We start from the raw sequence: 25,182 nt of genomic DNA, 5'->3' as shown, positions 1-25,182 counted from the left end.
CTTTGGGTTTTGAGAATTCCCTTTTCAAAATTTGGGGGGTGGGGAGGTTTTTTCCCCCAACGCTCCGGGACTCCGCCGCCCACGAGGACCGCAAGACCCGAGCCGAACACCGGTCCGTGAAGGCCTCCTTGAGGGACCCAGAGTCCCTCAAGGAGGCCTTCACGGACTCGGCACCCGACAGGACACCTTTGCCTATCTGCTCAATATTTGCTTCGGGATCGCGGCCGGAGGCGGGGTGTCCGAATGTTCGGGTTCAGGGGGCAGCGCGTTTCCGCTCCGGGGGGTGCGAAAGAAAGCGGAGCCGGACAACAACCGCACACCGGACGTAAAAGAACGCCACGGGCGCCCCGTGGCGTTCTCGACGTGCGGATCAGACCGTGGCCGGCGCCTCGGCCAGCTTGCAGGTGGCGACGCTGAGGTCGGCCGGGCACGGGGTGATCGACTCGACGTGCAGGCCCGCATCCGCGGCTTCGCGGCGGATGTCGGCCTCGGTGCGTTCGCGGGCGTGGGTCTCGCCCACCACCATCTTGATCACGTTGCGAAACGCCGCGCCGGAATCGTGCTCGGCCAGCGGGTCGATGACCAGTAGCGTCGGGTTGTCGCCGGCGGCCATCGCGGTGCGGATGTTCGACAGGATCCGCACGCTGCTCTCGGAGCTCCAGTCGTGCAGCACGTTCTTGATCAGGTAGAGGTCGCCGCCCTCGGGGATTTCCTTCAGAATGTCCGCCGGGCGGTAGGTGAGGCGCTGCTTGAGGTCTTCGTCGTCGTCGGAGGCTTGGAGGTCCGCCTCCGCGCGCCGGCAGGTGTCGGGCCGGTCCACGCACACGCCGTGCAGGTGCGGATGGGCCGCCAGGATCGTCTTGAGCAGCGCGCCGTTGCCGCCGCCGACGTCGACCACGACGCGGACGTTCTCGAAGGGCACGTGCTCGGCCAGCACCACGCCGATCGGGCGGGACCAGTCCTGCATGGCGAGGTCGAAGATCCGCGAGGTCTCGGCGTCGTTCTCCAGGTACTCGTACAGCGAGACCCCGAACGCGGCGGGCATCACCGCGGTGCCGTCCTTGACCGCCTTCGCGAGCCCGCCCGCGGCCGCCTGTCCGTAGAGGCCGCAGATGAGCGACGCCAGGTGCCGGATGGACTGCGGGTGGTCGGATTTCAGCTGTTCGGAGGCGGCGGTGTTGGCGTAGCGGCGGTCCTCGTCGACGGTGAAGATCCCCAGCGCTGCGACTGCCTGCATCAGCGATTCCAGCGAGACCTGGTCGGCTTCGATCGCTTCGGCGATCTCGGCGCCGGTCTTCGGCCTGTCGGCGAGCGCGTCCGCGATGCCGAGGCGGGCGACGGCGCCGATCGCGGCCGACGAGATCGACCCCATGACATGACTCAGCAGTGACACTTCCATGGCCCTTGGCTCTCCCCGGCTGGCTGGTGAATTGGCAGGCTCGTGCATTGGCTGGCGTGCTGTGCACACTAGGAGAATCGGGGTCGCGGGGACGGGCGTTCAACCGCCCGCGCGCCCGGAAGTCGTTCAGCCGCACGGAAAGGGCAGTTGAACAACTCTCGCGGTCTTGCGCTTTTTCCGGGCCGACGACGAGGCTGAGGCCATGACTGGTGCTCTCGAGGTTCCGGGTGCGCGGCGCAGTCGGGTCACGGCGACGCGCGGGTCTCGGCCGGCGGCGTGAACCTCGCGGGACTCTCCGGTCACCGAAGCCGATTTCGACACGCGTCACCGAAATGCGCTGGACCGCACGGTGCGGGCGCCCGTTCGGGGTGCGCCCGCGAATCCGTCTGTTATTCCGCCGCGGTCGCCCCGCCGCGGCGCTGTAGTGCGCAAGAGACAGAACCCCGGTAGTCAGGCGAGGTTGGGACCAGATGGCGAACGAAGACAAGCTCCGCGACTATCTCAAACTCGTGACGGCCAACCTGCGACAGGCCCGTCGCCAGCTCGCCGACGTCGAGCAGCGCGGACAGGAGCCGATCGCGATCGTGGGCATGGGCTGCCGGTTCCCCGGCGGCGCGCACAGCCCCGACGCGCTGTGGCAGCTGCTCGCCGAGGGCGCCGACGCCATCGGCGAGTTCCCGCAGGACCGGGGCTGGGATCTGGAGAACCTCTACGACCCCGACCCGGATAATCCGGGCACCTCCTACGCCCGGCACGGCGGCTTCGTCTACGACGCGGCCGGGTTCGATGCCGAGTTCTTCGGGATCAGCCCGCGCGAAGCGCTGATGATGGACCCGCAGCAGCGGCTCTTCCTGGAGGTGGCCTGGGAGACCGTCGAGCGGGCGGGCATTCCGGCGGATTCCCTGCGCGGCACCAAGACCGGCGTGTTCGTCGGCGCCTACAACCAGGGCTACGGCGCCAACCCCGCGGCCGAGGCCGGCGGTTCGGAAGGCCATCTCGTCACCGGGGTGTCGACGAGTGTCCTTTCCGGACGCGTGGCGTTCACGATGGGGCTGGAAGGCCCCGCTGTGACGCTTGACACGGCGTGCTCCTCCTCGCTGGTGGCCCTGCACCTGGCCACGCAGGCGCTGCGCTCCGGCGAGTGCTCGCTGGCGCTGGTCGGCGGGGTCACGGTCATCTCCGGGCCCGGCGTGTTCGTCGGCTTCTCGCGCCAGCGTGGCATGTCGACCGACGGGCGCTGCCGTTCGTTCAGCGCGGACGCGGAGGGTTCGGGCTGGGCCGAGGGCGCCGGCGTGCTGGCGGTGGAACGGCTTTCCGACGCGCAGCGCAACGGCCACCCCGTGCTCGCGGTGATCCGGGGCAGCGCGATCAACCAGGACGGCGCGTCGAACGGGCTGACCGCGCCCCACGGTCCTTCGCAGCAGCGGGTGATCCGCGCCGCGCTGGCCAACGCGCGGCTGTCCGGTTCCGACGTCGACGTGGTGGAGGCGCACGGCTCCGCGACCACGCTCGGCGACCCGATCGAAGCGGAGGCGCTGCTGGCGACCTACGGCCGGGAGCGGCCGGAGGGCCGTCCGCTTTGGCTGGGGTCGGTGAAGTCGAATATCGGGCACTCCCAGGCCGCGGCCGGGGTGGCCGGGGTGATCAAGATGGTGCTGGCGCTGCGGAACGGACAGTTGCCGCGGACGTTGCACGTGGGCGAGCCGACCCAGCACGTGGACTGGTCGGCGGGCGAGGTGCGGCTGCTGGCCGAGCCGGCGCCGTGGGAGCCGGGGGAGCGGGTCCGGCGGGCGGGGGTGTCGTCGTTCGGGATGAGCGGGACCAACGCGCACATCATTCTCGAGGAAGCTCCGGCCGGGCACGAGGCTGCCGAGTCCGCCGAGGTGTCCGATGTGGACGTTGCGGAGAACGAGCTGCCGGTGGTGGTCGAGCGCGTCCCGGTGGTGACGGGCGAGGCGACGGCGTGGCCGGTGTCGGCGCGTTCGGCGGACGGGGCGGCGGCGCAGCGGGATCGGTTGGCGGCGTGGGTCGGGGCTCGTCCGGAGCTGGACCCGTTGGATGTCGGCTGGTCGTTGGCGGTGACGCGGTCGGCGTTCGAGCATCGTTCTGTGACGGTGGGCGGCGACCTGGCGTCGTTGCTGTCGGGTGTGCCGGTGCGTGGGGTGGCGCGTTCTGGTGTGCGTGCGGTGTTCGTGTTCGGTGGGCAGGGTGCGCAGTGGACCGGTATGGGTCGTGCGTTGCTGGCGGAGAGCCCGGTGTTCGCGGCGCGGTTCGTGGAGTGCGAGCGTGCGTTGGTGTCCTGTGTGGACTGGTCTGCGCGGGAAGTGCTGTTGGACCCGGCGAAACTCGCGTCGGCGGAAGTTGTGCAGCCGGTCCTGTGGGCGGTGATGGTTTCCCTGGCGGCGGTGTGGGAAGCGGCGGGCGTCGAACCCGAGGCGGTGGTGGGGCATTCGCAGGGTGAGGTCGCGGCGGCGACGGTGGCGGGGATGTTGTCGCTGGACGACGCGGCGCGAGTGGTGACTGCGCGGTCCCGCGGTTTGTCGGGGCTGTCGGTGGAAGGGTCGATGGTGTCGGTGGTCGCGCCGGTCGGTTCGGTGACCGAACTGATGGAGCGGTGGGGTGATCGGTTGTCGGTGGCGGCGGTGAACGGTCCTGCTGCGACGGTGGTGTCCGGTGATCCGGAGGCGTTGGCGGAGTTCGAGCGGGAGCTGGCGTCGCGGAAGATGTTGCGGTGGCGTGTCCCGGAGACGGACTTCGTCGCGCACTCGTCGGCGGTCGAGCCGCTGGAGGCCGTGCTGGCCGACGAACTCGGCGGGATCTCTCCGCGGGCCGGTCGGGTGCCGATGATGTCGACGGTGACGGGCGGTTGGGTTTCCGGCGGGGAGCTGGGCGCGGGTTATTGGTATCGGAATCTGCGGCAGACGGTGCAGTTCGAGAGTGCGGCTCGGGCGTTGCTGGCGGCGGGCTTTGATTCCTTTGTGGAGGTTTCCCCGCATCCGGTGTTGATCGCGTCGGTGCGGGAGACCGCCGAGGATGCCGGGGTTTCCGGGGTGGTCGCGGTCGGGACGGTGGAGCGGGACAACGCGGGTGCGGCGCGGTTGCTGACCGCGTTCGCGGAAGGCTTCGTGCACGGCCTGCCGGTGGACTGGTCCGCCGTGCTGCCGGTCGGCGAGCCGGTGGAGCTGCCCACCTACGCGTTCCAGCACCAGCGCTACTGGCTGAACAACGAACTGCCCGCCGTTCGGCGAAGCGGTGCGGAAACGCCGGGCGAGGACTGGCGGTACCGGGTCAGCTGGGTGCCCGTCGCGGAGCCCGCGCCGGTGCGGCTCGGCGGGAACTGGCTCGTCGTGACGGCGGCGGGACAGTCCGGGCACCCGCTCGCGCAGGAATGCCGCGACGCACTGGCGAGGGCTGGTGCGGAGACGCGGAGCCTGGAGCTGCCGGACGGTGCCGGGGATCGCGGCGAGATCGCCGCCCTGGTGGCGGGCGACGAGTTGTCGGGCGTGCTTTCGCTGCTTTCGCTGGACGAGACGCACGGCCTGACGCAGACCGTTGCTCTGGTTCAGGCCCTCGGCGACCTTCAGTCCGAAGCTCCATTGTGGACGGTCACCAGCGGTGCGGTCGCGGCGGTTCCCGGTGAGGCACCGAAGAATCCCGCACAGGCCGGTCTCTGGGGACTCGGCCGGGTCGCGGCGCTCGAACACCCCGACCGCTGGGGCGGACTCGTGGACGTACCCGCGACGCTGACGGGTCGGGCCGCGAAGCGGTTGACGGCGCTCCTCGCCGGAGGCGGCGAGGACCAGGTCGCGATCCGCGAGACGGGTGTCCTCGGACGCAGGCTGCTGCGCGCCGCCACGCCGCGCGGTGGCGAAACGCCTTGGACGCCAAGGGAAACCGCGCTGATCACCGGTGAGGCGGACAAGATCGGCGGGCACGTCGCCCGGCTGCTGGCCGACCGGGGCGCCTCGCGCGTCGTGTTGGCCGGGCGGCGCGGTCCGGACGCGGGCGAGGCCGCGGCTTTCGCCGCGGAGCTGGCGGCGGCGGGTACCGCGGTCGACATCGTGGCCTGTGACACCGGGGTGCGGCCGGAGGTGGCCGCGGTCGTCGCCGGGCTCGGTTCGACGCTGTCCTCGGTGCTGCACACCGAAGAACTCATCGACGACCGGCCGATCGAGGACGCCGATCCGGCCGAACTGGACGCGGTGCTGGCGGTCAAGGCGGGTGCGGCGGCCTGGCTGCACGAACTGACCGCGGACCTCGACTTGGACGCGTTCGTGCTGACCTCGTCGGTCGCCGCGGTGTGGGGCGGCGGGCGGCAGCCCGGGTTCTCCGCGGCGAACGCCCGGCTCGACGCGCTGGCCGAGGCGCGGGTCGCCGCCGGGCTCCCGGCCACCTCGGTGGCATGGGGGCCGTGGGGCGCGGACGCGATGAACTCCGCCGCCGACCAGGCGCAGCTCGAACGCCGCGGCCTGTCGCCGCTGGCCCCGGACCGGGCGATCGGGATGCTGGCGCGGATCATGGACGCGCGCGAAGCGGTGGTCACCGTGGCGGACGTGGACTGGGCGAAGTTCGCTCCGCCGTTCACCCTGCGCCGTCCCAGCCCGCTGCTGGAAATCCTGCCGGAGGTGCGCACCGCCCTCACCGCCGGCGAGGCCTCGGCCGACCAGCAGGCGAGCGGCTCCCTGAAGCAGCAGCTCGCGGAACTGTCCGCGGCCGAGCAGGAACGGCTGCTGGTCACCCTGGTCCGGACCGAAGCGGCGGCGGTGCTCGACTACCCGTCCCCGTCGTCCATTCCGGCCTCCCGCGCGTTCAGCGAACTCGGCTTCGACTCGCTGACCGCTGTCGAACTGCGCAACCGCCTTGGCGCCGCCACCGGGCTGAAACTGCCCGCGACACTGCTTTTCGACTACCCGAACCCGACCACGCTGGCCGATTACCTCGGCACGGAACTGCTGGGCGCCGCGGATTCGACTCCGGTCGCGACGGCGGCGACGGCGGCGACGGCGGCGCTGGACGACGACCCGGTGGTCATCGTCGGCATGAGCTGCCGTTTCCCCGGCGGCGTCCGGTCGCCGGAGGAGCTGTGGGAGCTGCTGGCGTCGGGCACGGACGCGATCGGCGCGTTCCCGCAGGACCGCGGCTGGGAGCTGGACAGCCTCTACAACCCCGACCCGGAGCACACCGGCACCTCATACGTGCGGCAGGGCGGTTTCGTTTACGACGCAGCCGAATTCGACGCTGGGTTCTTCGGGATCAGCCCGCGCGAGGCGCTGGCGATGGACCCGCAGCAGCGGCTGCTGCTCGAAGTCTCCTGGGAGGCGCTGGAACGGTCCGGCGTCCCGGTGTCCTCGTTGCGGGGCAGCAAGACCGGGGTGTGGGCGGGGGCCAGCTTCACCGGCTACGGTCTCGCCGGTGCCAGCGCGGAGGAAGGCATCGAAGGGCATCTGCTGACCGGTACCACCACGAGTGTGCTGTCGGGCCGGTTGTCCTACACCTTCGGGCTCGAAGGCCCCGCCGTCACGGTGGACACTGCCTGCTCTTCGGCGCTGGTCGCGGTCGATTTGGCCAGCCAGGCGTTGCGCTCCGGCGAATGCTCGCTGGCGCTGGCCGGCGGCGTGTTCGTGTCGGCCACTCCGGACCTGTTCGTCTGGGTCAGCAGGCAGCGCGGGCTTTCCCCGGACGGCCGGTCGAAGTCCTTCTCCGCCGAGGCGGACGGCATGGGCATCGCCGAGGGCGCGGGCATGGTCGTGCTGGAGCGGCTGTCCGAGGCGCGCCGCAACGGGCATCCGGTGCTCGCGGTGGTCCGCGGCTCGGCGGTCAACCAGGACGGCGCGTCGAACGGGTTGACCGCGCCGAACGGTCCTTCGCAACAGCGGGTGATCCGCGCGGCGCTGGCGAACGCCGGACTGTCCACTCAGGACGTCGACGTGGTCGAGGCGCACGGGTCCGGCACGTCGCTGGGCGACCCGATCGAGGCGCAGGCGGTCATCGCCACCTACGGCCAGGGCCGGCCGCAGGACCGGCCGGTCTGGCTCGGCTCGGTCAAGTCGAACATCGGGCACCCGCAGGCCGCGGCAGGTATCGGCGGGCTGCTGAAGATGGTGCTGGCGCTGGGGCACAAGCAACTGCCCAAGACCCTGCACGCCGACGAGCCGTCTCCGCACGTGGACTGGTCCGCGGGCGCGGTCGAACTGCTCACCGCGCAGCGGGAGTGGGAGGCCGAGGGCCGTCCGCGCCGGGGCGGGGTCTCGTCGTTCGGCGTCAGCGGCACCAACGCGCACATCATCCTGGAAGAAGCCCCCGAACCGGAGGCCACCGCGGACACGGAGAGCACTGCGGGCCCGCACGCGTGGACGGTTTCCGGTCGCACCGCGGAAAGCGTGCGCGCCCAGGCAGCCCGGCTCGCCGAGCACGTGGCCGCCCGCCCCGATCTCGACCCGGCGGATGTCGCGTGGTCGCTGGCGTCGACCCGCACGATGTTCGAATACCGCGCCGTGATCACCGGCACCGATCTCGCGGAACTGACTTCGGGGCTGGCCGCGGTGGCCGCCGGCGAGCCCGCTCCCGGCGTCGTGGTCGGCGCTTCGGCGGCGGCTGAGGAGAGCGAGCCGGTCTTCGTGTTCCCCGGACAGGGCGCGCAATGGGCGGGCATGGGCCGGGAACTCCTGGCGTCCTCGCCGGTTTTCGCCGCCCGGATGGCCGAATGCGAGCAGGCGCTGCGACCGTACGTGGACTGGTCGCTGACCGAGGTGCTGCGGAACGAAGAAGATCTCGACCGCGCTGAGATCGGTCAGCCCGCCCTGTGGGCGGTCATGGTTTCCCTCGCCGCGGTGTGGGCGGCGGCCGGGGTCGCGCCGAGCGCCGTGCTCGGGCATTCCCAGGGCGAGATCGCCGCGGCCACCGTCGCCGGGATCCTGTCGCTGGACGACGCGGCGAAGGTCGTCGCGGTCCGCAGCAAGGCGCTGTCCGGGCTGGGCGCCGAAGGCGGCATGCTCTCGGTCGTCATGCCCGCCGAGGCGGTGCGGGAACTGCTGGTGCGGTGGGAAGACCGGCTGGCGATCGCCGCGATCAACGGGCCCGCCGCCGTGGTGGTCTCCGGCGAGACCGAAGCACTCACCGAATTCGAACGGGAACTGGCGTCGCGCAAGGTGTTGCGTTGGCGCGTCCCGGTTTCCGACTTCGTGGCGCACTCCGCCGGGATCGCCGGGCTGGAGAACGAGCTGCTCGAAGGCCTGGCGGACATCCAGCCGCAGCCGGGCGAGTTCCCGCTGTTCTCCACGGTCGAATGCCGGTGGATGAACGGCGAGGAACTCGACGCCGCGTACTGGTTCGCCAACGTCCGCCGAACCGTCCGGTTCGACGAAGCGGTCCGGGCGCTGGCCGCGGCCGGGCACCGCGCCTTCGTCGAGGTGTCCCCGCAGCCGGTGCTGACCACCGGCATCGCCGAGACCATCGAGGACCTGGCAGTCCCGGGCGCGCCGGTGATCACCGGCACGGTGGAGCGGGAGCAGAGCGGCGTCGCGCGGCTGCTGGCCTCGCTGGCCCAGGTGTATGTCGGCGGCACCGCGGTGGACTGGCCCGCCGTGCTGCCCGCCGGACAGTGGGTGGACCTGCCGACGTACGCGTTCCAGCGCCAGCGGTACTGGCTGGCCGGGTCCAGTCTGTCCGGCCCCGCCCCGGTGTCCGGCGACCGCGCTGTCTCCGCCGCGGACGCCCAGTTCTGGGCTGCCGTCGAGGAAGGAGACTTGGGACGGCTGGGTGGCGCTCTCGCGGTGGACGCGCAGCGTTCCTTCCACGAGGTGCTTCCCGCGCTCGCGGCCTGGCGTCGACGGGAGCAGGACCGGGACATCACCGGGAACTGGCGTTACCGCGTCACCTGGCGTCCGGTCGCCGATCCGGCTCCCATGCCGCTGACCGGGACCTGGCTGGCGGTCGTGCCGACCGGACACGGCGAGGACGTTCTGGTGCGCGCGTGCGTCGAGGCGCTCACCGCCCGCGGCGCGGACGTGACCGAGCTCGAAGTCGACGCGAGCACCGCCACCCGTGAAGAACTGGCGACCGCGGTCGCCGGGCCGCTGACCGGAGTGGTCTCGCTGCTCGCGCTGGACGAGACTCCGCTCGCGGGAGCGTCGGTGGTGCCGGGCGGACTGGCGGGCACCACGACGCTGATCCAAGCGCTGGCCGACGCGGATGTCACCGCGCCGCTGTGGCTGGTCACCACGGGCGCGATCGCCACCGGGCCAGGGGACGTGCTGACCCGGCCGGTGCAGACCCAGACCCGCGGCCTCGGCCGGGTGCTGCTGCTGGAGCAGCCGGACCGCTGGGGCGGGATGATCGACCTGCCCGCCGTGCTCGACGAGCGCACCGCGAACCGGCTGTGCGCGGTGCTCGCCGGATGCGGCGAGGACGAGGTGGCGCTGCGGCCCGCGGGCATTCTCGGCCGCCGCATCGTGCGCGCGCCACAGCCCGCCGAGCGGGAATGGCGGCCGCGCGGCACCACGCTGATCACCGGCGGCACCGGCGCGGTCGGCGGCCGGGTGGCCCGCTGGCTGGCCGAGCACGGCGCGGAGAAGGTGGTGCTGACCAGCCGTTCCGGAGCCTCGGCCGAAGGCGCGGCGGCGTTGGCCGCCACGCTGGCCAACGCCGGGACCGCGGTGGAGATCACCGGCTGCGACGCGGCATCGCGCGCCGACCTGTCCGGAGTGATCGACCGCATCGGGGCCGACGGACCCGCGCTCACCGCGGTGATGCACACCGCTGGGGTGCTGGACGACGGCGTGCTCGACCGGATGACCACCGACCGGCTCGCCAGTGCGCTGTCGGCCAAGGCCGGCGGCGCGGCGCACCTCGACGAGCTGACCGCAGAGCTGCCGCTCGACGCGTTCGTGTTGTTCTCCTCGGCCGCCGCGACCTTCGGCGGCGCCGGTCAGGCCAACTACGCGGCCGCGAACGCCTATCTGGACGGCTTGGCGGAGAACCGGCGTTCGCGTGGCTTGCCCGCGCTGTCGGTGGCGTGGGGACCCTGGTCCGGCGGCGGTGTTTCGCAGGCCAGCGAAGCCGCCCGCGCCCGGCTGCGCCGCAACCACTGGGAAGTCCTGATCGACCCGGACCTGGGCGTCAAGGCGCTGGCCGGGGCGATGGCCGGACCGGACACCGTGCTGACCGTGATGGACCTGGACTGGCCCGCGCTCGCCGCGGCGCCCGGACAGGCCGCCATCCTGGACCTGCCGTTCGTGCGCGACCTGCCGGACGCGCAGCGGTTGAAGGCCGGGCTCAAGGCCGACGGCGGCGCGCAGCGCGAGGCGGGCGAACTGGCCCAGGACCTCGCGGGCCGCTCCCGCGCCGAACAGGACCGGCTGCTGGTGGACCTGATCCGCGCCGAGGCGGCCGCCGTGCTCGGCTACGCGGGGCCGCAGGACGTGGAGCCGAGCCGCGCGTTCAGCGAACTGGGCTTCGACTCGCTGACCTCGGTCGAACTGCGGAACCGGATTTCGGCCGCGGCGGGCGTGCCGCTGCCCGCGACGCTGATGTTCGACTATCCGACCCCGACGGTGCTGGCCGAGCACCTGCGCACCACGCTGCTCGGCGCCCAGCCCGCCGGCCCGGCCGAACTGCCTTCGGCGGCGGCGGCCGTCGACGACGATCCGATCGCGCTGGTGGCGATGAGCTGCCGCTTCCCCGGGGACGTCAACAGCCCCGAGGAGCTGTGGGATCTGCTGGCCGCCGGGGGCGATGGGATCTCCGAGTTCCCGGCCGACCGCGGCTGGGACGCGGACGCGCTGTTCGACCCGGACCCGGCGAACCCTGGCACCACCTACGCGCGCCAGGGCGGCTTCCTCCACCAGGCCACCGCGTTCGACCCGGGCTTCTTCGGGATCAGCCCGCGCGAGGCGCTGGCGATGGACCCGCAGCAGCGGCTGCTGCTCGAACTGTCCTGGGAGGCGCTGGAATCCGCCGGACTGGACCCGGTCGCGCTGCGCGGTTCGCGCACCGGCGTGTTCATCGGCGGCTACTCCTCGAACTACGCGATGGTCAGCATGCAGCTGGCCGCGCAGAACGGCGCCGAAGCGGTCGAAGGCCACCTGATCAGCGGCAACGCGACCAGCATCATCTCCGGCCGGATCTCCTACACACTCGGTCTCGAAGGCCCGGCGCTCACCGTGGACACCGCGTGCTCGTCGTCGCTGGTGGCACTGCACACGGCGAGGCAGGCGCTGCGCACCGGCGAATGCTCGCTGGCGCTGGTCGGCGGTGTGTCGGTGATGGCCACGCCGTGGGAGATGGTCGGCTTCGCCCGCCAGCGCGGCATCGCGGCGGACGGCCGGTCCAAGGCGTTCTCCGAAGCGGCCGACGGCATGGGCATGGGCGAAGGCGCGGGCATCCTCGTGCTGGAACGCCTTTCCGACGCTCGGCGCAACGGGCATGCGGTGCTGGCCGTGGTGGCGGGTTCGGCGATCAACCAGGACGGTGCGTCGAACGGCTTGACGGCGCCGAATGGTCCTTCGCAGCAGCGGGTTATCCGGGCGGCGTTGGCGAATGCCGGGTTGTCGGCGTCCGAAGTGGACGTGGTGGAGGCGCACGGTACGGGGACGCCGTTGGGTGACCCGATCGAGGCGCAGGCGTTGCTCGCGACCTATGGACAGGAACGGGCCGGGCGGGACCCGCTGTGGCTGGGTTCGGTGAAGTCGAACATCGGGCACACGCAGGCGGCGGCGGGTGTCGCTGGGGTGATCAAGATGGTGTTGGCGTTGCGGAACAAGGAACTTCCGCGGACGCTGCACGCCGAAACGCCGTCGTCGCATGTGGACTGGATGGCGGGCGAGGTCCGGTTGTTGACGGAGAACGTGGCCTGGGAGTCGGGGCGGACTCGCCGGGCGGGCGTGTCGGCGTTCGGCATCAGCGGGACCAACGCGCACATCATCATCGAGGAAGCTCCCGAAGACGAGGCTGCCGAGGTCGTGGCGACGGACGAGCCGACGGTGTGGGTGGTGTCGGGTCGTTCGGCGGACGGGCTGACGGCACAGGCCGGGCGGCTTCGCGAGCGGGTCGTCGGGCGTGGGCTGTCGCCGGTGGACGTCGGCTGGTCGTTGGCCACCACGCGGTCGGTGTTCGACCATCGGGCCGTCGTGTTCGGCGACGATCTCCTGAGCGGGCTGGACAGTCTGGTCGCGGGGGAGTCCGCCGGGTCGGTTGTTTCAGGCGTCGCGGATCCGGGTGCTCGGGTGGGTTTGGTGTTCGCGGGTCAGGGTTCGCAGTGGGCTGGTATGGGTCGGCGACTGTTTGAGTCGAGTCCGGTGTTTGCGGAGGTGTTTGACCGGGTTTCGGGTTTGCTGGAGCTGGAGCTGGGTGTTTCGGTGCGGGATGTGGTGCTGGATCCGGAGACGCCGGGCAGTGATCAGACTTTGTATGCGCAGGCTGGGTTGTTTGCCTTTGAGGTGGCGTTGTTCGAGGTGTTGCGCGCCGCGGGTGTTCGGGCGGATGCGGTGGTCGGGCATTCGGTGGGCGAGGTCGCGGCGGCGTATGCGGCGGGGGTTCTTTCCCTGTCGGATGCGTGTCGTCTGGTCGCTACTCGCGCGAGGTTGATGCAGGCGTTGCCGGTGGGTGGTGCGATGGCGGCGATCAACGCGCCGGAGGACGCGGTGGTCGAGACCCTGACAGATGGGGTGTCGATAGCGGCGGTGAACGGTCCGGAGTCGGTGGTGGTCTCTGGTGAAGTCGAGGCGGTCGAACAGATCGTGGCGCGGTGGAAGGAGCGCGGGAACCGGGTTCGGCGGTTGCGGGTGAGTCATGCGTTCCATTCGGTGGCGATGGATCCGGTGCTAAACGAGCTGCGTCAGGTGGCTGAAGGGCTCACGTATGCGCGTCCGGAATTGTTGTGGGCGGGTGCGTTGACCGGTGAGCTGGTCGCTGACTGCGAGGCCGAGTATTGGCCGGAGCAGACGCGGGGTGCGGTGCGGTTCGGGGAGGCGGTGGAGTCTCTTGTCGCGCAGGGGATTTCGGTGTTCTTGGAGGTCGGGCCGGACGGTTCGCTGTCGGCGTTGGGTTCGGCGGCCGGGTTCGTGCCGTTGCAGCGCAAGGACGGCACCGGTTTGATCGCCGGGCTGGCGCGGGCCTTCGTGCAGGGCGTGAGTGTCGACTGGAGTGCGCTGATTCCCCAGGGGAACCGCGCGCAGCTGCCGACGTATGCCTTCCAGCACAAGCGCTACTGGCCGCAGGGCGTGCAGACGCGACCGGGCACCGCGACGGGTTCGGCGGCGGACGCCGAGTTCTGGGCCGCGGTGGAGAGTGGCGATCTGACCGAACTCGCCGACACCTTGTCTATAGAGGACAGTGCGCAGCTCGGCGAGGTGCTGCCCGCACTGGTCTCCTGGCGCAAACGCGAACACGACCGCACGGTCACCGCGGACTGGCGTTACCGCGTGAGCTGGGCTTCGATCCCGGAGCCCGCCGCGCATACGTTGTCCGGGCGCTGGATCGTGGTGCGCACCCCGGACCAGGCCGAGCACGAGTTGGCGCGGACCTGTCTGCGCGTGCTGGCCGAGCACGGCGCCGAGGTGAGCGTGCTGGAAGCGGTGGAGAGCACCGACGTGGCGGCCATGACCGCGCGGATCGAGGACGTCGTCGGCGACGGCGCGGTCTCCGGGCTGGTGTCGCTGCTGGCGCTGGACGAGACTCCGGCGCCCGGCTTCCCGAACCTGGCCAATGGCGTGGCCGGGACCCAGACGCTCATCCAGGCGATGATCGCGCTGCACCTGCCCGCTCCTTTGTGGACGCTCACCCGGGGCGCGGTGTCCGCCCTTCCCGGCGAGCCGACCGAGAATCCGGAGCAGTCGCAGGTATGGGGCGTGGCCAGGGTCGCGGTGCTGGAGCACCCCGACCACGGAGGCGGCATGATCGACGTGCCGGTCGAGTTCGACGACACGGCCGCGCGACGGCTGTGCGCGCTGCTGGCCGACTCGGACGGTGAAGACCAGCTCGCGATCCGCGAGAACGGGATCTTCGGCCGTCGTCTCGGCCGGGCCGGAGCGCCCAAGGGCGCGGCGGGGCGGTTCGCGCCGTCCGGCACCGCGCTGATCACCGGCGGCACCGGCGCGATCGGCGGGCACGTGTCCCGCTGGCTCGGCGAGCGCGGCGTCGAACGGCTCGTGGTGACCAGCCGCTCCGGCGCCACCGCGGCGGGGGCGCCGGCGCTGGCCGCCGAACTGGCCGGCGAGGGCACTGCGGTCGAGGTGTTCGCCTGCGACGCCGCTGTCGAGTCCGAGCTGGCCGGAGTGCTGACCCGGATCGGGCACGACGGCCCGCCGTTGAAGGTGGTCATGCACGCCGCGGGCGTGGCGCAAGCGACGCCGCTGGACGAGATTTCCTTGGCGGAACTGGCGACCGTGCTGGCGGCCAAGGCCGACGGCGCGGCCGCGCTGGACCGGCTGACCGCGGGGATCGAGTTGGACGCGTTCGTGCTGTTCTCCTCGATCGCGGCGACCTGGGGCAGCGGCATGCAGGCCGGCTACGCCGCCGCCAACTGCTACCTGGACGCGCTGGCGGAGAACCGGCTCGCCCGCGGCCTCGCCGCCACCTCGGTGGCTTGGGGTCCGTGGGGCGGCGGCGGGATGACCGACGTCGAGGACGCGGCGCTGCTGAGCCGTCGCGGGCTCGGCATGCTCGATCCCGCCCACGCGGTCAACGCGCTGGCGCAGGTGCTCGACAGCGGCGAGAGCCTGACGGTCGTCGCCGACGTGGACTGGGGCCGGTTCGCGCCGCCGTTCACCCTGCGCCGCCCGAGCCGGCTCATCGAAAGCCTTCCCGACGTCGTCGAGGCGTTGGAGAGCCGGGGCGAGGAGCCGGGCGTGGCCGCGGGCAACGCGCTGGCCGAGAAGCTGTCCGGGCTTTCCCAGGCCGAACAGCAGCGGCTGCTGGTCGACCTGGTGCGCGCCGAGGCGGCGACCGTCCTCGGGTACGAGAAGGACGTCGTGGAGGCCGACCGGTCCTTCAGCGATCTCGGCGCCGACTCGCTCACCGCGGTGGAACTGCGCGACCGGCTGGGTTCGAGCACCGGGATGTCGTTGCCCAGCACGCTGTTGTTCGACTACCCGACTCCGGCCGCGCTCGCCGAACACCTGCGGACGAGCCTGGTCGCGGAGGTCAGCGCGGTCGCCCCGGTGCTCGCCGAACTGGACAAGCTGCAAGGCCTGCTCGACGGGCTGGCCACCGCGGACGAATCCGCGCTGATCACCAACCGGCTCGAAGTCGTGCTGGCGAAGTGGAAAGAAGCGAAGGAAAACCACGCCGGCGACGGCGTCGAGGAGAAGCTCGAATCGTCTTCGGACGACGAAGTCTTCGACTTCATCGGCAAAGAACTCGGCATCTACTGACCAGACGAAGACGCGACTTCCTCGACGGGGTGACGTAAGTGAACGAAGACAAGCTCCGCTACTTCCTCAAGCGGGTGACCGCCAGCCTGCACGAAACGCGGCAGCGCCTGCAGGAGGTGGAATCCTCCGGCGAGGAGCCGATCGCCATCGTCGGCATGAGCTGCCGGTTCCCCGGCGGCGTGGCGACGCCGGAGGACCTGTGGGAGCTGCTGTCCGACGGGCGCGAGTCGGTCGCCGAACTGCCGCGAGACCGCGGCTGGGACGTCACCGCCGCGGAGGTGCGCGAGGGCAACTTCGTCGACGACGCCACCGGTTTCGACGCCGGGTTCTTCGGGATCAGCCCGCGCGAGGCGGTCTCGATGGACCCGCAGCAGCGGTTGCTGCTGGAGGTGGCGTGGGAGGCGTTGGAACGCGCCGGGATCGACCCGGCCTCGCTGCGGGGGTCCGCGACGGGTGTGTTCGCCGGTGCGTCCGGTTCGGGCTACGGCTGGCTTTCGGGCAAGCAGGGCGAGCACGACGGACACGTGATGACCGGCAATGCCACGAGCATTCTGTCCGGCCGGATTTCCTACACGCTGGGGCTGGAGGGGCCCGCGGTCACCGTGGACACGGCGTGCTCCTCGTCGCTGGTTTCGCTGCACCTGGCCTGCCAGACGTTGCGCTCGCGAGAGTGCTCGATGGCGTTGGTCGGCGGTGCCTTTGTCGCGGCCACTCCGGTGCTGTTCACCGACTTCAGCACGTCGCTCGGGCTTTCCCCGGACGGCCGGTGCAAGACGTTCGGCGCGGGCGCGGACGGCATGGGCGTCGCCGAGGGCGCGGGTGTCGTGGTGGTCGAGCGGCTGTCGGACGCGCGGCGGAACGGGCACCGGATCTTGGCGGTGGTGCGGGGTTCGGCGGTGAATCAGGATGGTGCGTCGAATGGTTTGACGGCGCCGAATGGTCCTTCGCAGCAGCGGGTGATCCGGGCGGCGTTGGCGAGTGCGCGTTTGTCCACTGAGGACGTTGATGTGGTGGAGGCGCATGGGACCGGTACGCCGCTGGGCGACCCCATTGAGGCGCAGGCGTTGCTGGCGACTTATGGTCAGGGTCGGCCGGAGGGGCGGCCGTTGTGGCTGGGTTCGGTGAAGTCGAACATCGGGCACACCCAGCAGGCCGCGGGCATGGCCGGGATCATCAAAACCGTGCTGTCGCTGCGCAATCAGGAACTGCCGCGCACCTTGCACGTGGAAGAACCGACCACGCATGTGGACTGGTCGGCCGGGGACGTCCGGCTGCTGGCCGAGCCGGTGCCGTGGCCGTCGGGGGAGCGGGTGCGCCGGGCCGGGGTGTCGGCGTTCGGCATGAGCGGCACCAACGTGCACATCATCGTCGAGGAGGCTCCTGCCGCCGAAGAGACCGCGCCCGAGCCGGACGCTCCGGAAGAGGAAGTGCCGGAGGGCGCGGACGAGCGGGTTCCGGTACTGGAGTCGGGCGGGTTGACCGCGTGGCCGGTGTCGGGGCGTTCGGCGGGCGGGCTGGCGGCGCAGTGGGATCGGCTGGCGGAGTGGGTCGGGGCTCGTCGGGAGCTGGATCCGGTGGATGTCGGTTGGTCGCTGGCGGCGACGCGGTCTTCGTTCGAGCATCGTTCCGTGACGGTCGGCGGGGATTTGGGTTCTCTGTTGTCGGGTGCGGCGGTGCGTGGGGTGGCGCGGTCTGGTGTGCGTCCGGTGTTCGTGTTCGGCGGGCAGGGTGCGCAGTGGGTGGGGATGGGGCGTGCCGCGTTGGCGGAGAGCCCGGTGTTCGCGGCGCGGTTCGCGGAGTGCGAGCGTGCGTTGGAGTCCTGTGTGGACTGGTCGCCGCGTGAGGTGTTGACCGGGGCTGCGGAGCTGGGCTCGGCGGCCGTGGTGCAGCCGTTGTTGTGGGCGGTGATGGTGTCTTTCGCCGCGGTGTGGGAAGCGGCGGGCGTGTCGCCGGAGGCCGTGGTGGGGCATTCGCAGGGCGAGGTCGCGGCCGCGACGGTGGCGGGGATGTTGTCGTTGGAGGATGCCGCTCGGGTCGTGGTGGCCCGGTCCCGGGGATTGTCGGGGTTGTCGGTCGAGGGGTCGATGGTGTCGGTGGTCGCGCCTGTCGGTTCGGTGGCCGAACTGGTGCAGCGGTGGGGTGATCGGCTGTCGGTGGCGGCGGTGAACGGCCCTGCTGCGACGGTGGTGTCCGGTGATCCGGAGGCGCTGGCGGAGTTCGAGCGGGAGCTGGCGTCGCGGAAGATGCTTCGTTGGCGTGTCCCGGAGACGGATTTCGTGGCGCACTCGTCGGCGGTCGAACCGCTGGAAGGTGTGTTGGCGGACGAACTCGGCGGGATCTCTCCGCGGGCCGGTCGGGTGCCGATGATATCGACCGTCACGGGCGGTTGGGTGTCCGGTGAGGAGCTGGATGCCGGTTATTGGTATCGGAATCTGCGGCAGACGGTGCAGTTCGAGAGTGCGACTCGGGCGTTGCTGGTGGACGGCTTCGATTCCTACGTGGAGGTTTCGCCGCATCCGGTGTTGATCGCGTCGGTGCGGGAGACCGCCGAGGATGCCGGGGTTTCCGGGGTCGTCGCGGTCGGGACGGTGGAGCGGGACAACGCGGGTGCGGCGCGGTTGCTGACCGCGTTCGCGGAAGGCTTCGTGCACGGCCTGCCGGTGGACTGGTCCGCCGTGCTGCCGGTGGGCGAGCCGGTGGAGCTGCCCACCTACGCGTTCCAGCACCAGCGCTACTGGATGGAGGCCGCTTCGGGCGGCGACGGCGCGGGAACGGTCGCGGAGACGCGGTTCTGGGCGGCGGTCGAGGGCGGCGATCTCGCGCACCTGACCGAGGTGCTGGAGCTGGAGGACGAGCGTCCGGTCGGCCAGGTGCTGGAGGCGCTGACCACGTGGCGGCACCGGGAACTGGGCCGGGCAGCGACCGAGAACTGGCGCTACCGCACCATCTGGACCCCGGTGGCCGATCCGGCCCCGGTCTCCCTCGACGGCATTTGGATGGTGCTCACCGCAGACGCGGCCGACGATCTCACCGCGAGCTGTGTGCGGGCGCTCGAGGCCCGCGGCGCGGAGGTGCTGGTCGCCGAGCTGCCCGATGGGGTCGTCACGCGCGAAGAAGTCACCGGGTTCCTCGACGAGGCGCTGCCGGAGACGCAGCCCGCCGGGGTGCTGTCGCTGCTCGCGATCGACGAGACGCCGATGCCCGAACACCCCGTCCTGACGCGCGGACTGGCACGGACGCTTTCCGTGGCGCAGGTGCTGGTGGACCTGGAGGTCGAGGCGCAGCTGTGGGTGGCCACGCAGGGCGCGCTCGCCGCCGCGGCCGACGACACGGTGCCGAATCCGGTGCAGGTGCAGGCATGGGGGCTCGGCCGGGTGGTCGGCCTGGAGCACCCCGAAGCCTGGGGAGGTCTGCTCGACCTGCCCGCAGAACTCGACGATGCGGCTGGCGACCGGCTCGCCGCGGTGCTCGCCGGCTGCGGCGAGGACCAGGTCGCGATCCGCGCCGGCGGCCTCCTCGGGCGGCGGCTGGCCAGGGCGGACCGGCCGAAGACGACGGACCGGATGTGGACCCCGCGCGGGACGGCGCTGGTCACCGGCGGCACCGGCGCGATCGGCGGGCACGTAGCCCGCTGGCTGACCCGCCGCGACGCCGAACGCGTTGTGCTGACCAGCCGTTCCGGACCTGCCGCCGGGCACATGCCCGCCTTCGCCGCGGAGTTGGCCGCGGCGGGCACCCGGGTGGACGTCGTCGCCTGCGACGCGGGCAACCGGGCGGAGCTGGCCGGGCTGCTGGACTGGACCGCGCGGACCGGACCCGCGGTGTCCTCGGTGCTGCACACCGCGGGCATCGGGCAGGCCACCACGGTCGCGGAGACCGATCTCGCCGAGACGGCCGCCGTGCTCGCGGCGAAGGTCGCGGGCGCGGTGCATCTCGACGCGCTGACCCGGGATTTCGACCTCGACGCGTTCGTGCTGTTCTCCTCGATCTCCGCGACCTGGGGCAGCGGCCTGCAACCCGCATACGGCGCCGCGAACACCTTCCTGGACTCCCTCGCCGAACAGCGCCGGGCCGCGGGCCTGCCCGCCACCTCCGTGGCGTGGGGTTCGTGGGGCGGCGGCGGCATGACCGACTCCGACGGTGCCGCGCAAGGCATCCGACGCGGTCTGCTGGTGATGGACCAGAACCGCGCCATCGACGCTCTCGGCCAGATCCTCGACGGCGACGAGGGCAGGCTGACCGTCGCCGACATCGACTGGGCGCGGTTCGCTCCGCCCTTCACACTGCGCCGCCCGAGCCCGCTGATCGAGAGCCTTCCGGAGGTCCGCGAGGCGCTTGACGGGCCGGAGGGCGCCGCCGCCGCGGACGACGCGACGCTGCGGCAGGAACTCGCCGGGCTGTCGAAGTCCGAGCGGAACCGGCTGCTGGTCGGGCTCGTCCAGGCGAAGGCCGCCGACGTGCTCGGCTACGCCTCGCCCGACGAGGTGGAGGCCGCCCGTGCGTTCAGCGACCTCGGTTTCGACTCGCTGACCTCGGTGGAACTGCGCAACCGGCTCAGCGCCGCCACCGGGCTCGCTCTCCCGGCGACGCTGCTGTTCGACGCGCCCACCCCGAACGCCGCCGCCGCGTTCCTGCTGGCGAAGGTGTCCGGCGCGGACGAGACCGCCGCGCAGGCGCCGGTCGCGGCGGCGGTCACCGACGAACCGCTGGCGATCGTCGGGATGAGCTGCCGGTACCCGGGCGGCGTCACCGGCCCCGAGGACCTGTGGAACCTGGTGGCCGCCGGGACCGACGCCATTTCGGTACTGCCCGGCGACCGCAACTGGGTGGTCGAGGACATGCCGACCAGCGGCGACGGCTACTCCGGGAAACCGGTCCGGTCCGGCGGATTCGTGTACGACGCCACCGGTTTCGACGCCGGGTTCTTCGGGATCAGTCCGCGCGAGGCGGTCTCGATGGACCCGCAGCAGCGGTTGCTGCTGGAGGTGGCGTGGGAATCGCTGGAGCGCGCCGGGATCGACCCGGCGTCGCTGCGGGGTTCCGCGACCGGCGTGTTCGCCGGTGCGTCCGCCTCTGGCTACGGCTGGAGCTCCGGGCTGCAGGGCGAACTGGACGGGCACCTGGTCACCGGCATCTCCACCAGCGTGGTGTCCGGCCGAGTCGCCTACGTGATGGGGCTGGAAGGCCCCGCGGTCACCGTGGACACCGCGTGCTCGTCGTCGTTGGTGGCGCTGCACCTGGCCTGCCAGGCGGTGCGCTCCGGGGAATGCTCCCTGGCGCTGGCCGGCGGTGTGATGGTGGCGGCGAGCCCGCTGCTGTTCAACCAGTTCAGCCGGCAGATGGGGCTCGCGCCGGACGGACGGTGCAAGCCGTTCGGCTCCGGCGCGGACGGCATGGGCCTCAGCGAGGGCGCGGGCATGCTGGTGGTGGAACGGCTTTCCGACGCCGAACGCAACGGGCACCGGATTCTGGCCGTGGTGCGGGGTTCGGCGGTGAACCAGGACGGTGCTTCGAACGGGTTGACCGCGCCGAATGGTCCTTCGCAGCAGCGGGTGATCCGGGCGGCGTTGGCGAGCGCTCGTTTGTCCACTGAGGACGTTGACGTGGTGGAGGCGCACGGGACCGGTACGCCGCTGGGCGACCCGATCGAGGCGCAGGCGTTGCTGGCCACCTATGGCCAGGGCCGGCCGGAGGGGCGGCCGTTGTGGCTGGGTTCGGTGAAGTCGAACATCGGGCACTCGCAGGCCGCGGCCGGCGTGGCGGGCGTGATCAAGATGGTGCAGGCGTTGCAGAACCGGGAGCTGCCGCGCACCCTCCACGCCGACGAGCGTTCGCCGCATGTGGACTGGGCGTCCGGCGAGGTGCGGCTGCTGACCGAGAACAAGCCGTGGGCCGCGGAGGACCGGCCGCGCCGGGCGGGGGTGTCCTCGTTCGGGATGAGCGGGACCAACGCGCACCTCATTCTCGAGGAGGCGCCGGAGCCGGTCGCGGCGGAGATCGTCGACGAGCGGGTTCCCGTCGTCACGGGCGGGCTGACCGCGTGGCCGGTGTCGGGCCGTTCGGCGAACGGCCTGGCAGCACAGGGGAAGCGGCTCGCGGCGTGGATCGATGCCCGCGCGGAGCTGGACCCGGTCGACGTGGGTTGGTCGCTGGCGGTGACGCGGTCTTCGTTCGATCACCGGTCCGTGACGGTCGGCGGCGACCTGGCGTCGCTGCGGTCGGGTGTGCCGGTGCACGGTGTCGCGCGTTCTGGCGTGCGTCCGGTGTTCGTGTTCGGCGGGCAGGGTGCGCAGTGGACCGGTATGGGTCGTGCGTTGCTGGCGGAGAGTGCGGTGTTCGCGGCGCGGTTCGTGGAGTGCGAGCGTGCGTTGGTGTCCTGTGTGGACTGGTCTGCGCGGGAAGTGCTGTTGGACCCGGCGAAACTCGCGTCGGCGGAAGTCGTGCAGCCGGTCCTGTGGGCGGTGATGGTTTCCCTGGCGGCGGTGTGGGAAGCGGCGGGCGTGTCGCCGGAGGCCGTGGTGGGGCATTCGCAGGGCGAGGTCGCGGCCGCGACGGTGGCGGGGATGTTGTCGTTGGAGGATGCCGCTCGGGTCGTGGTGGCCCGGTCCCGGGGGCTGTCGGGGTTGTCGGTCGAGGGGTCGATGGTGTCGGTGGTCGCGCCTGTCGGTTCGGTGGCCGAACTGGTGCAGCGGTGGGGTGATCGGCTGTCGGTGGCGGCGGTGAACGGCCCTGCTGCGACGGTGGTGTCCGGTGATCCGGAGGCGCTGGCGGAGTTCGAGCGGGAGCTGGCGTCGCGGAAGATGCTTCGTTGGCGTGTCCCGGAGACGGATTTCGTGGCGCACTCGTCGGCGGTCGAGCCGCTGGAAGGTGTGTTGGCGGACGAACTCGGCGGGATCGAGCCGCAGGCTGGTCGGGTGCCGATGATGTCGACGGTGACCGGTGAGTGGGTGTCCGGCGGGGAGCTGGGCGCGGGTTATTGGTATCGGAATCTGCGGCAGACGGTGCAGTTCGAGAGTGCGACTCGGGCGCTGCTGGCGGAGGGCTTCGATTCCTTTGTGGAGGTTTCCCCGCATCCGGTGCTGGTCGCGTCGGTGACCGAAACTGCTGAGGACGCCGTGGTTTCCGGTGTCATCGCGGTCGGGACGGTCGAGCGGGACAACGCCGGTGCGGAGCGGTTGCTGACGGCGTTCGCGGAGGCGTTCGTGCACGGCCTGTCGGTGGACTGGTCCGCCGTGCTGCCGATGGGGAAGCCGGTAGAGCTGCCCACTTACGCGTTCCAGCACCAGCGCTACTGGCTGAAGCCCGCGCCGGGCGGCGAGGCCGTGGGCACGGTGGCCGAGGCCCGGTTCTGGGCCGCGGTCGAAGGCGGCGACCTCGCGCAGCTGACCGAGGTGCTGGAACTGGACGACCAGCGCCCGGTCGGCGAGGTGCTGGAAGCGCTGACCTCGTGGCGGCACCGCGAACTGGGCCGGGCCGCGACAGGCAACTGGCGCTACCGCACCGTCTGGGCGCCGATCACCGACCCCGACCCCGTCACTCTCGACGGGACCTGGGCGATCGTCGCGCCGAGCGGCCGGCAGCTCGCCAGCGACTGCGAAGCCGCTCTGCGGGCTCGCGGCGCCGAGGTGCTGCTGCTCTCGCCCGAAGACCCGATCCCCGGCAGCGAACTCAGCGGAATCCTCTCGCTGCTGGCACTCGACGAGACCCCGACGCCGGGCAATCCCGCGCTGAACAAGGGATTGGCCGCGACCATCGACCTGGTGCGGGCACTGGGCGACGCGCAGCCGGACACGCCACTGTGGACGGTCACCTCGGGTGCGGTCGCCACCGCGCCGGGCACGCCGCTGACGAACCCGGTGCAGGCGCAGGTCTGGGGCTTCGGCCGGGTCGCCGCGCTGGAACACCCCCACCGGTGGGGCGGTCTGCTCGACCTGCCCGCCACCCTCGACGACCGCACGGCGGGCCTGCTGGCCGCGGTGCTGGCCGGCACCGGGGAAGACCAGGTCGCGATCCGCACCGCGGGGATCCACGGCCGCCGGCTCGAACGCGCCCCGCGCAGGGGGGACGCGGCGGCGCCGTGGATGTCGCTGGGCACCGCGTTGATCACCGGCGGCACCGGCGCGATCGGCGGCCGGGTGGCCGGCCTGCTGGCCGCCCGCGGCGCCGAACGGCTGGTGCTGGCCAGCCGCACCGGGCCCAGTGAGGGCGTCGTCGCGCTGGTCGCCGGGCTCGCCGCGCAGGGAGCCGACGTGGAGGTGGTGGCCTGCGACGCGGGCAACCGGCCCGACCTGGCCGGGCTGCTGGACCGGATCGCCGCGACCGGGCCCGCGCTCTCCAGCGTGGTGCACGCCGCGGGTATCGGGCAGTTCGGCGCCATCGCCGACACCGACCCGGCCGAGGCGGCTTCGGTGCTGGCAGCGAAGGTCGAGGGCGCGCGGCATCTGGACGAGCTGACCCGCGACGCCGATCTCGACGCGTTCGTGCTCTTCTCCTCGATCTCGGCGACCTGGGGCAGCGCCATGCAGTCGGTGTACGCGGCGGCCAACGCCTACCTGGACGCGCTCGCGGAAAACCGTGCGGCCCGCGGCGAACCCGCGACCTCGGTGGCGTGGGGTCCGTGGGGCGGTGGCGGTCTGACCAGCGAGGAAGGCATCGCGCAGCTGGCGCGCGGCGGGTTCTCCATCCTGGAACCCGGACAGGCGATCCAGGTGCTCGCGCAGCTCGTCGACGAGGGCGCGGCCCAGACGACGGTGGTCGACGTGGACTGGGCGACCTTCGCTCCGACGTTCACGCTGCGCAGGCCCAGCCCGCTGGTCGAAAACCTGCCGGAAGTGCGGCAGGCGCTGGACGACTCCGCGGACGGCCCGGCCGGGGACGGCGCGACGGACCTCGCCGAACGGCTGGCCGGACTGTCCCGCGCCGAACAGGTGCGGGTGCTGGTCTCGCTGGTCCAGGCGGAGGCGGCGGCCGTGCTTTCCTACGCCTCGGCCGACGACGTGGAAGCCACCCGCGCGTTCAGCGACCTCGGTTTCGACTCGCTGACCTCGGTGGAGCTGCGCAACCGGCTCGGCGAGGCGACCGGGCTGCGGCTGCCCGCGACCCTGCTGTTCGACTGCCCGACCCCGGCCGCGGTGGCCGGCCACCTGTGGTCCGAACAGTTCCAGGACGAGGCCCGGCCCGCCTCGCTGGTGGAGGAGGTCGACCGGCTCGGCTCGCTGCTGACCGAGGCGGCGCCCGACGAGAAGACCCACGAACTGATCGCCGAGCGTCTCCAGAGCCTGCTTTCCCGCTGGACCGACGCGGGAGCCCGCGACGGACGGGCGAACGCCGCGGAGAAGCTCGAATCCGCCTCCGACGACGAAATCTTCGACTTCATCCACACCGAACTCGGCCGGTGATCCCGCGCTTTCGCGC

General features: G+C 71.8%; 3 protein-coding genes and 1 pseudogene. 3 read left to right on the top strand and 1 reads right to left on the bottom strand.

Features of this window, described 5'->3' with window-relative positions:
• Window positions 1-370: 370 nt before the first annotated feature.
• Window positions 371-1,399 (bottom strand): methyltransferase, encoded by a 1,029-nt coding sequence (locus ACZ5IK_RS16280; RefSeq protein ID WP_465488390.1) that lies wholly within the window; start codon window positions 1,397-1,399, stop codon window positions 371-373.
• A gap of 470 nt (window positions 1,400-1,869) precedes the next feature.
• Between ACZ5IK_RS16280 and ACZ5IK_RS16275 the strand changes: the two genes are divergently transcribed.
• The 3 genes and pseudogenes from ACZ5IK_RS16275 to ACZ5IK_RS16265 all read left to right on the top strand — a co-directional run bounded on the left by ACZ5IK_RS16275 (window position 1,870) and on the right by ACZ5IK_RS16265 (window position 25,166).
• Window positions 1,870-15,768 carry a type I polyketide synthase gene (locus tag ACZ5IK_RS16275; protein ID WP_465488389.1) on the top strand — a complete coding sequence of 4,633 codons (13,899 nt, stop codon included), beginning with the start codon at window positions 1,870-1,872 and terminating at the stop codon, window positions 15,766-15,768.
• A 38-nt stretch (window positions 15,769-15,806) separates the two neighbouring features.
• Window positions 15,807-15,854: pseudogene (locus ACZ5IK_RS16270) on the top strand (polyketide synthase docking domain-containing protein); the annotation flags it as partial.
• A 30-nt stretch (window positions 15,855-15,884) separates the two neighbouring features.
• Window positions 15,885-25,166, top strand: coding sequence for a type I polyketide synthase (locus tag ACZ5IK_RS16265; protein ID WP_465488511.1), 9,282 nt, complete (start codon window positions 15,885-15,887; stop codon window positions 25,164-25,166).
• Window positions 25,167-25,182 lie beyond the last annotated feature (16 nt).

Source organism: Amycolatopsis sp. NPDC031561, from assembly GCF_055580625.1.
Note: the sequence above shows the minus strand (reverse complement) of the source record. Positions and strands in the feature narration are given on the sequence as shown.

What these genes read in the sequence shown, in the direction of transcription:
- ACZ5IK_RS16280 (WP_465488390.1), bottom strand. Translation starts at nt 1,399, where the DNA reads ATGGAAGTGTCACTGCTGAGTCATGTCATGGGGTCGATCTCGTCGGCC.
- ACZ5IK_RS16275 (WP_465488389.1), top strand. Translation starts at nt 1,870, where the DNA reads ATGGCGAACGAAGACAAGCTCCGCGACTATCTCAAACTCGTGACGGCC.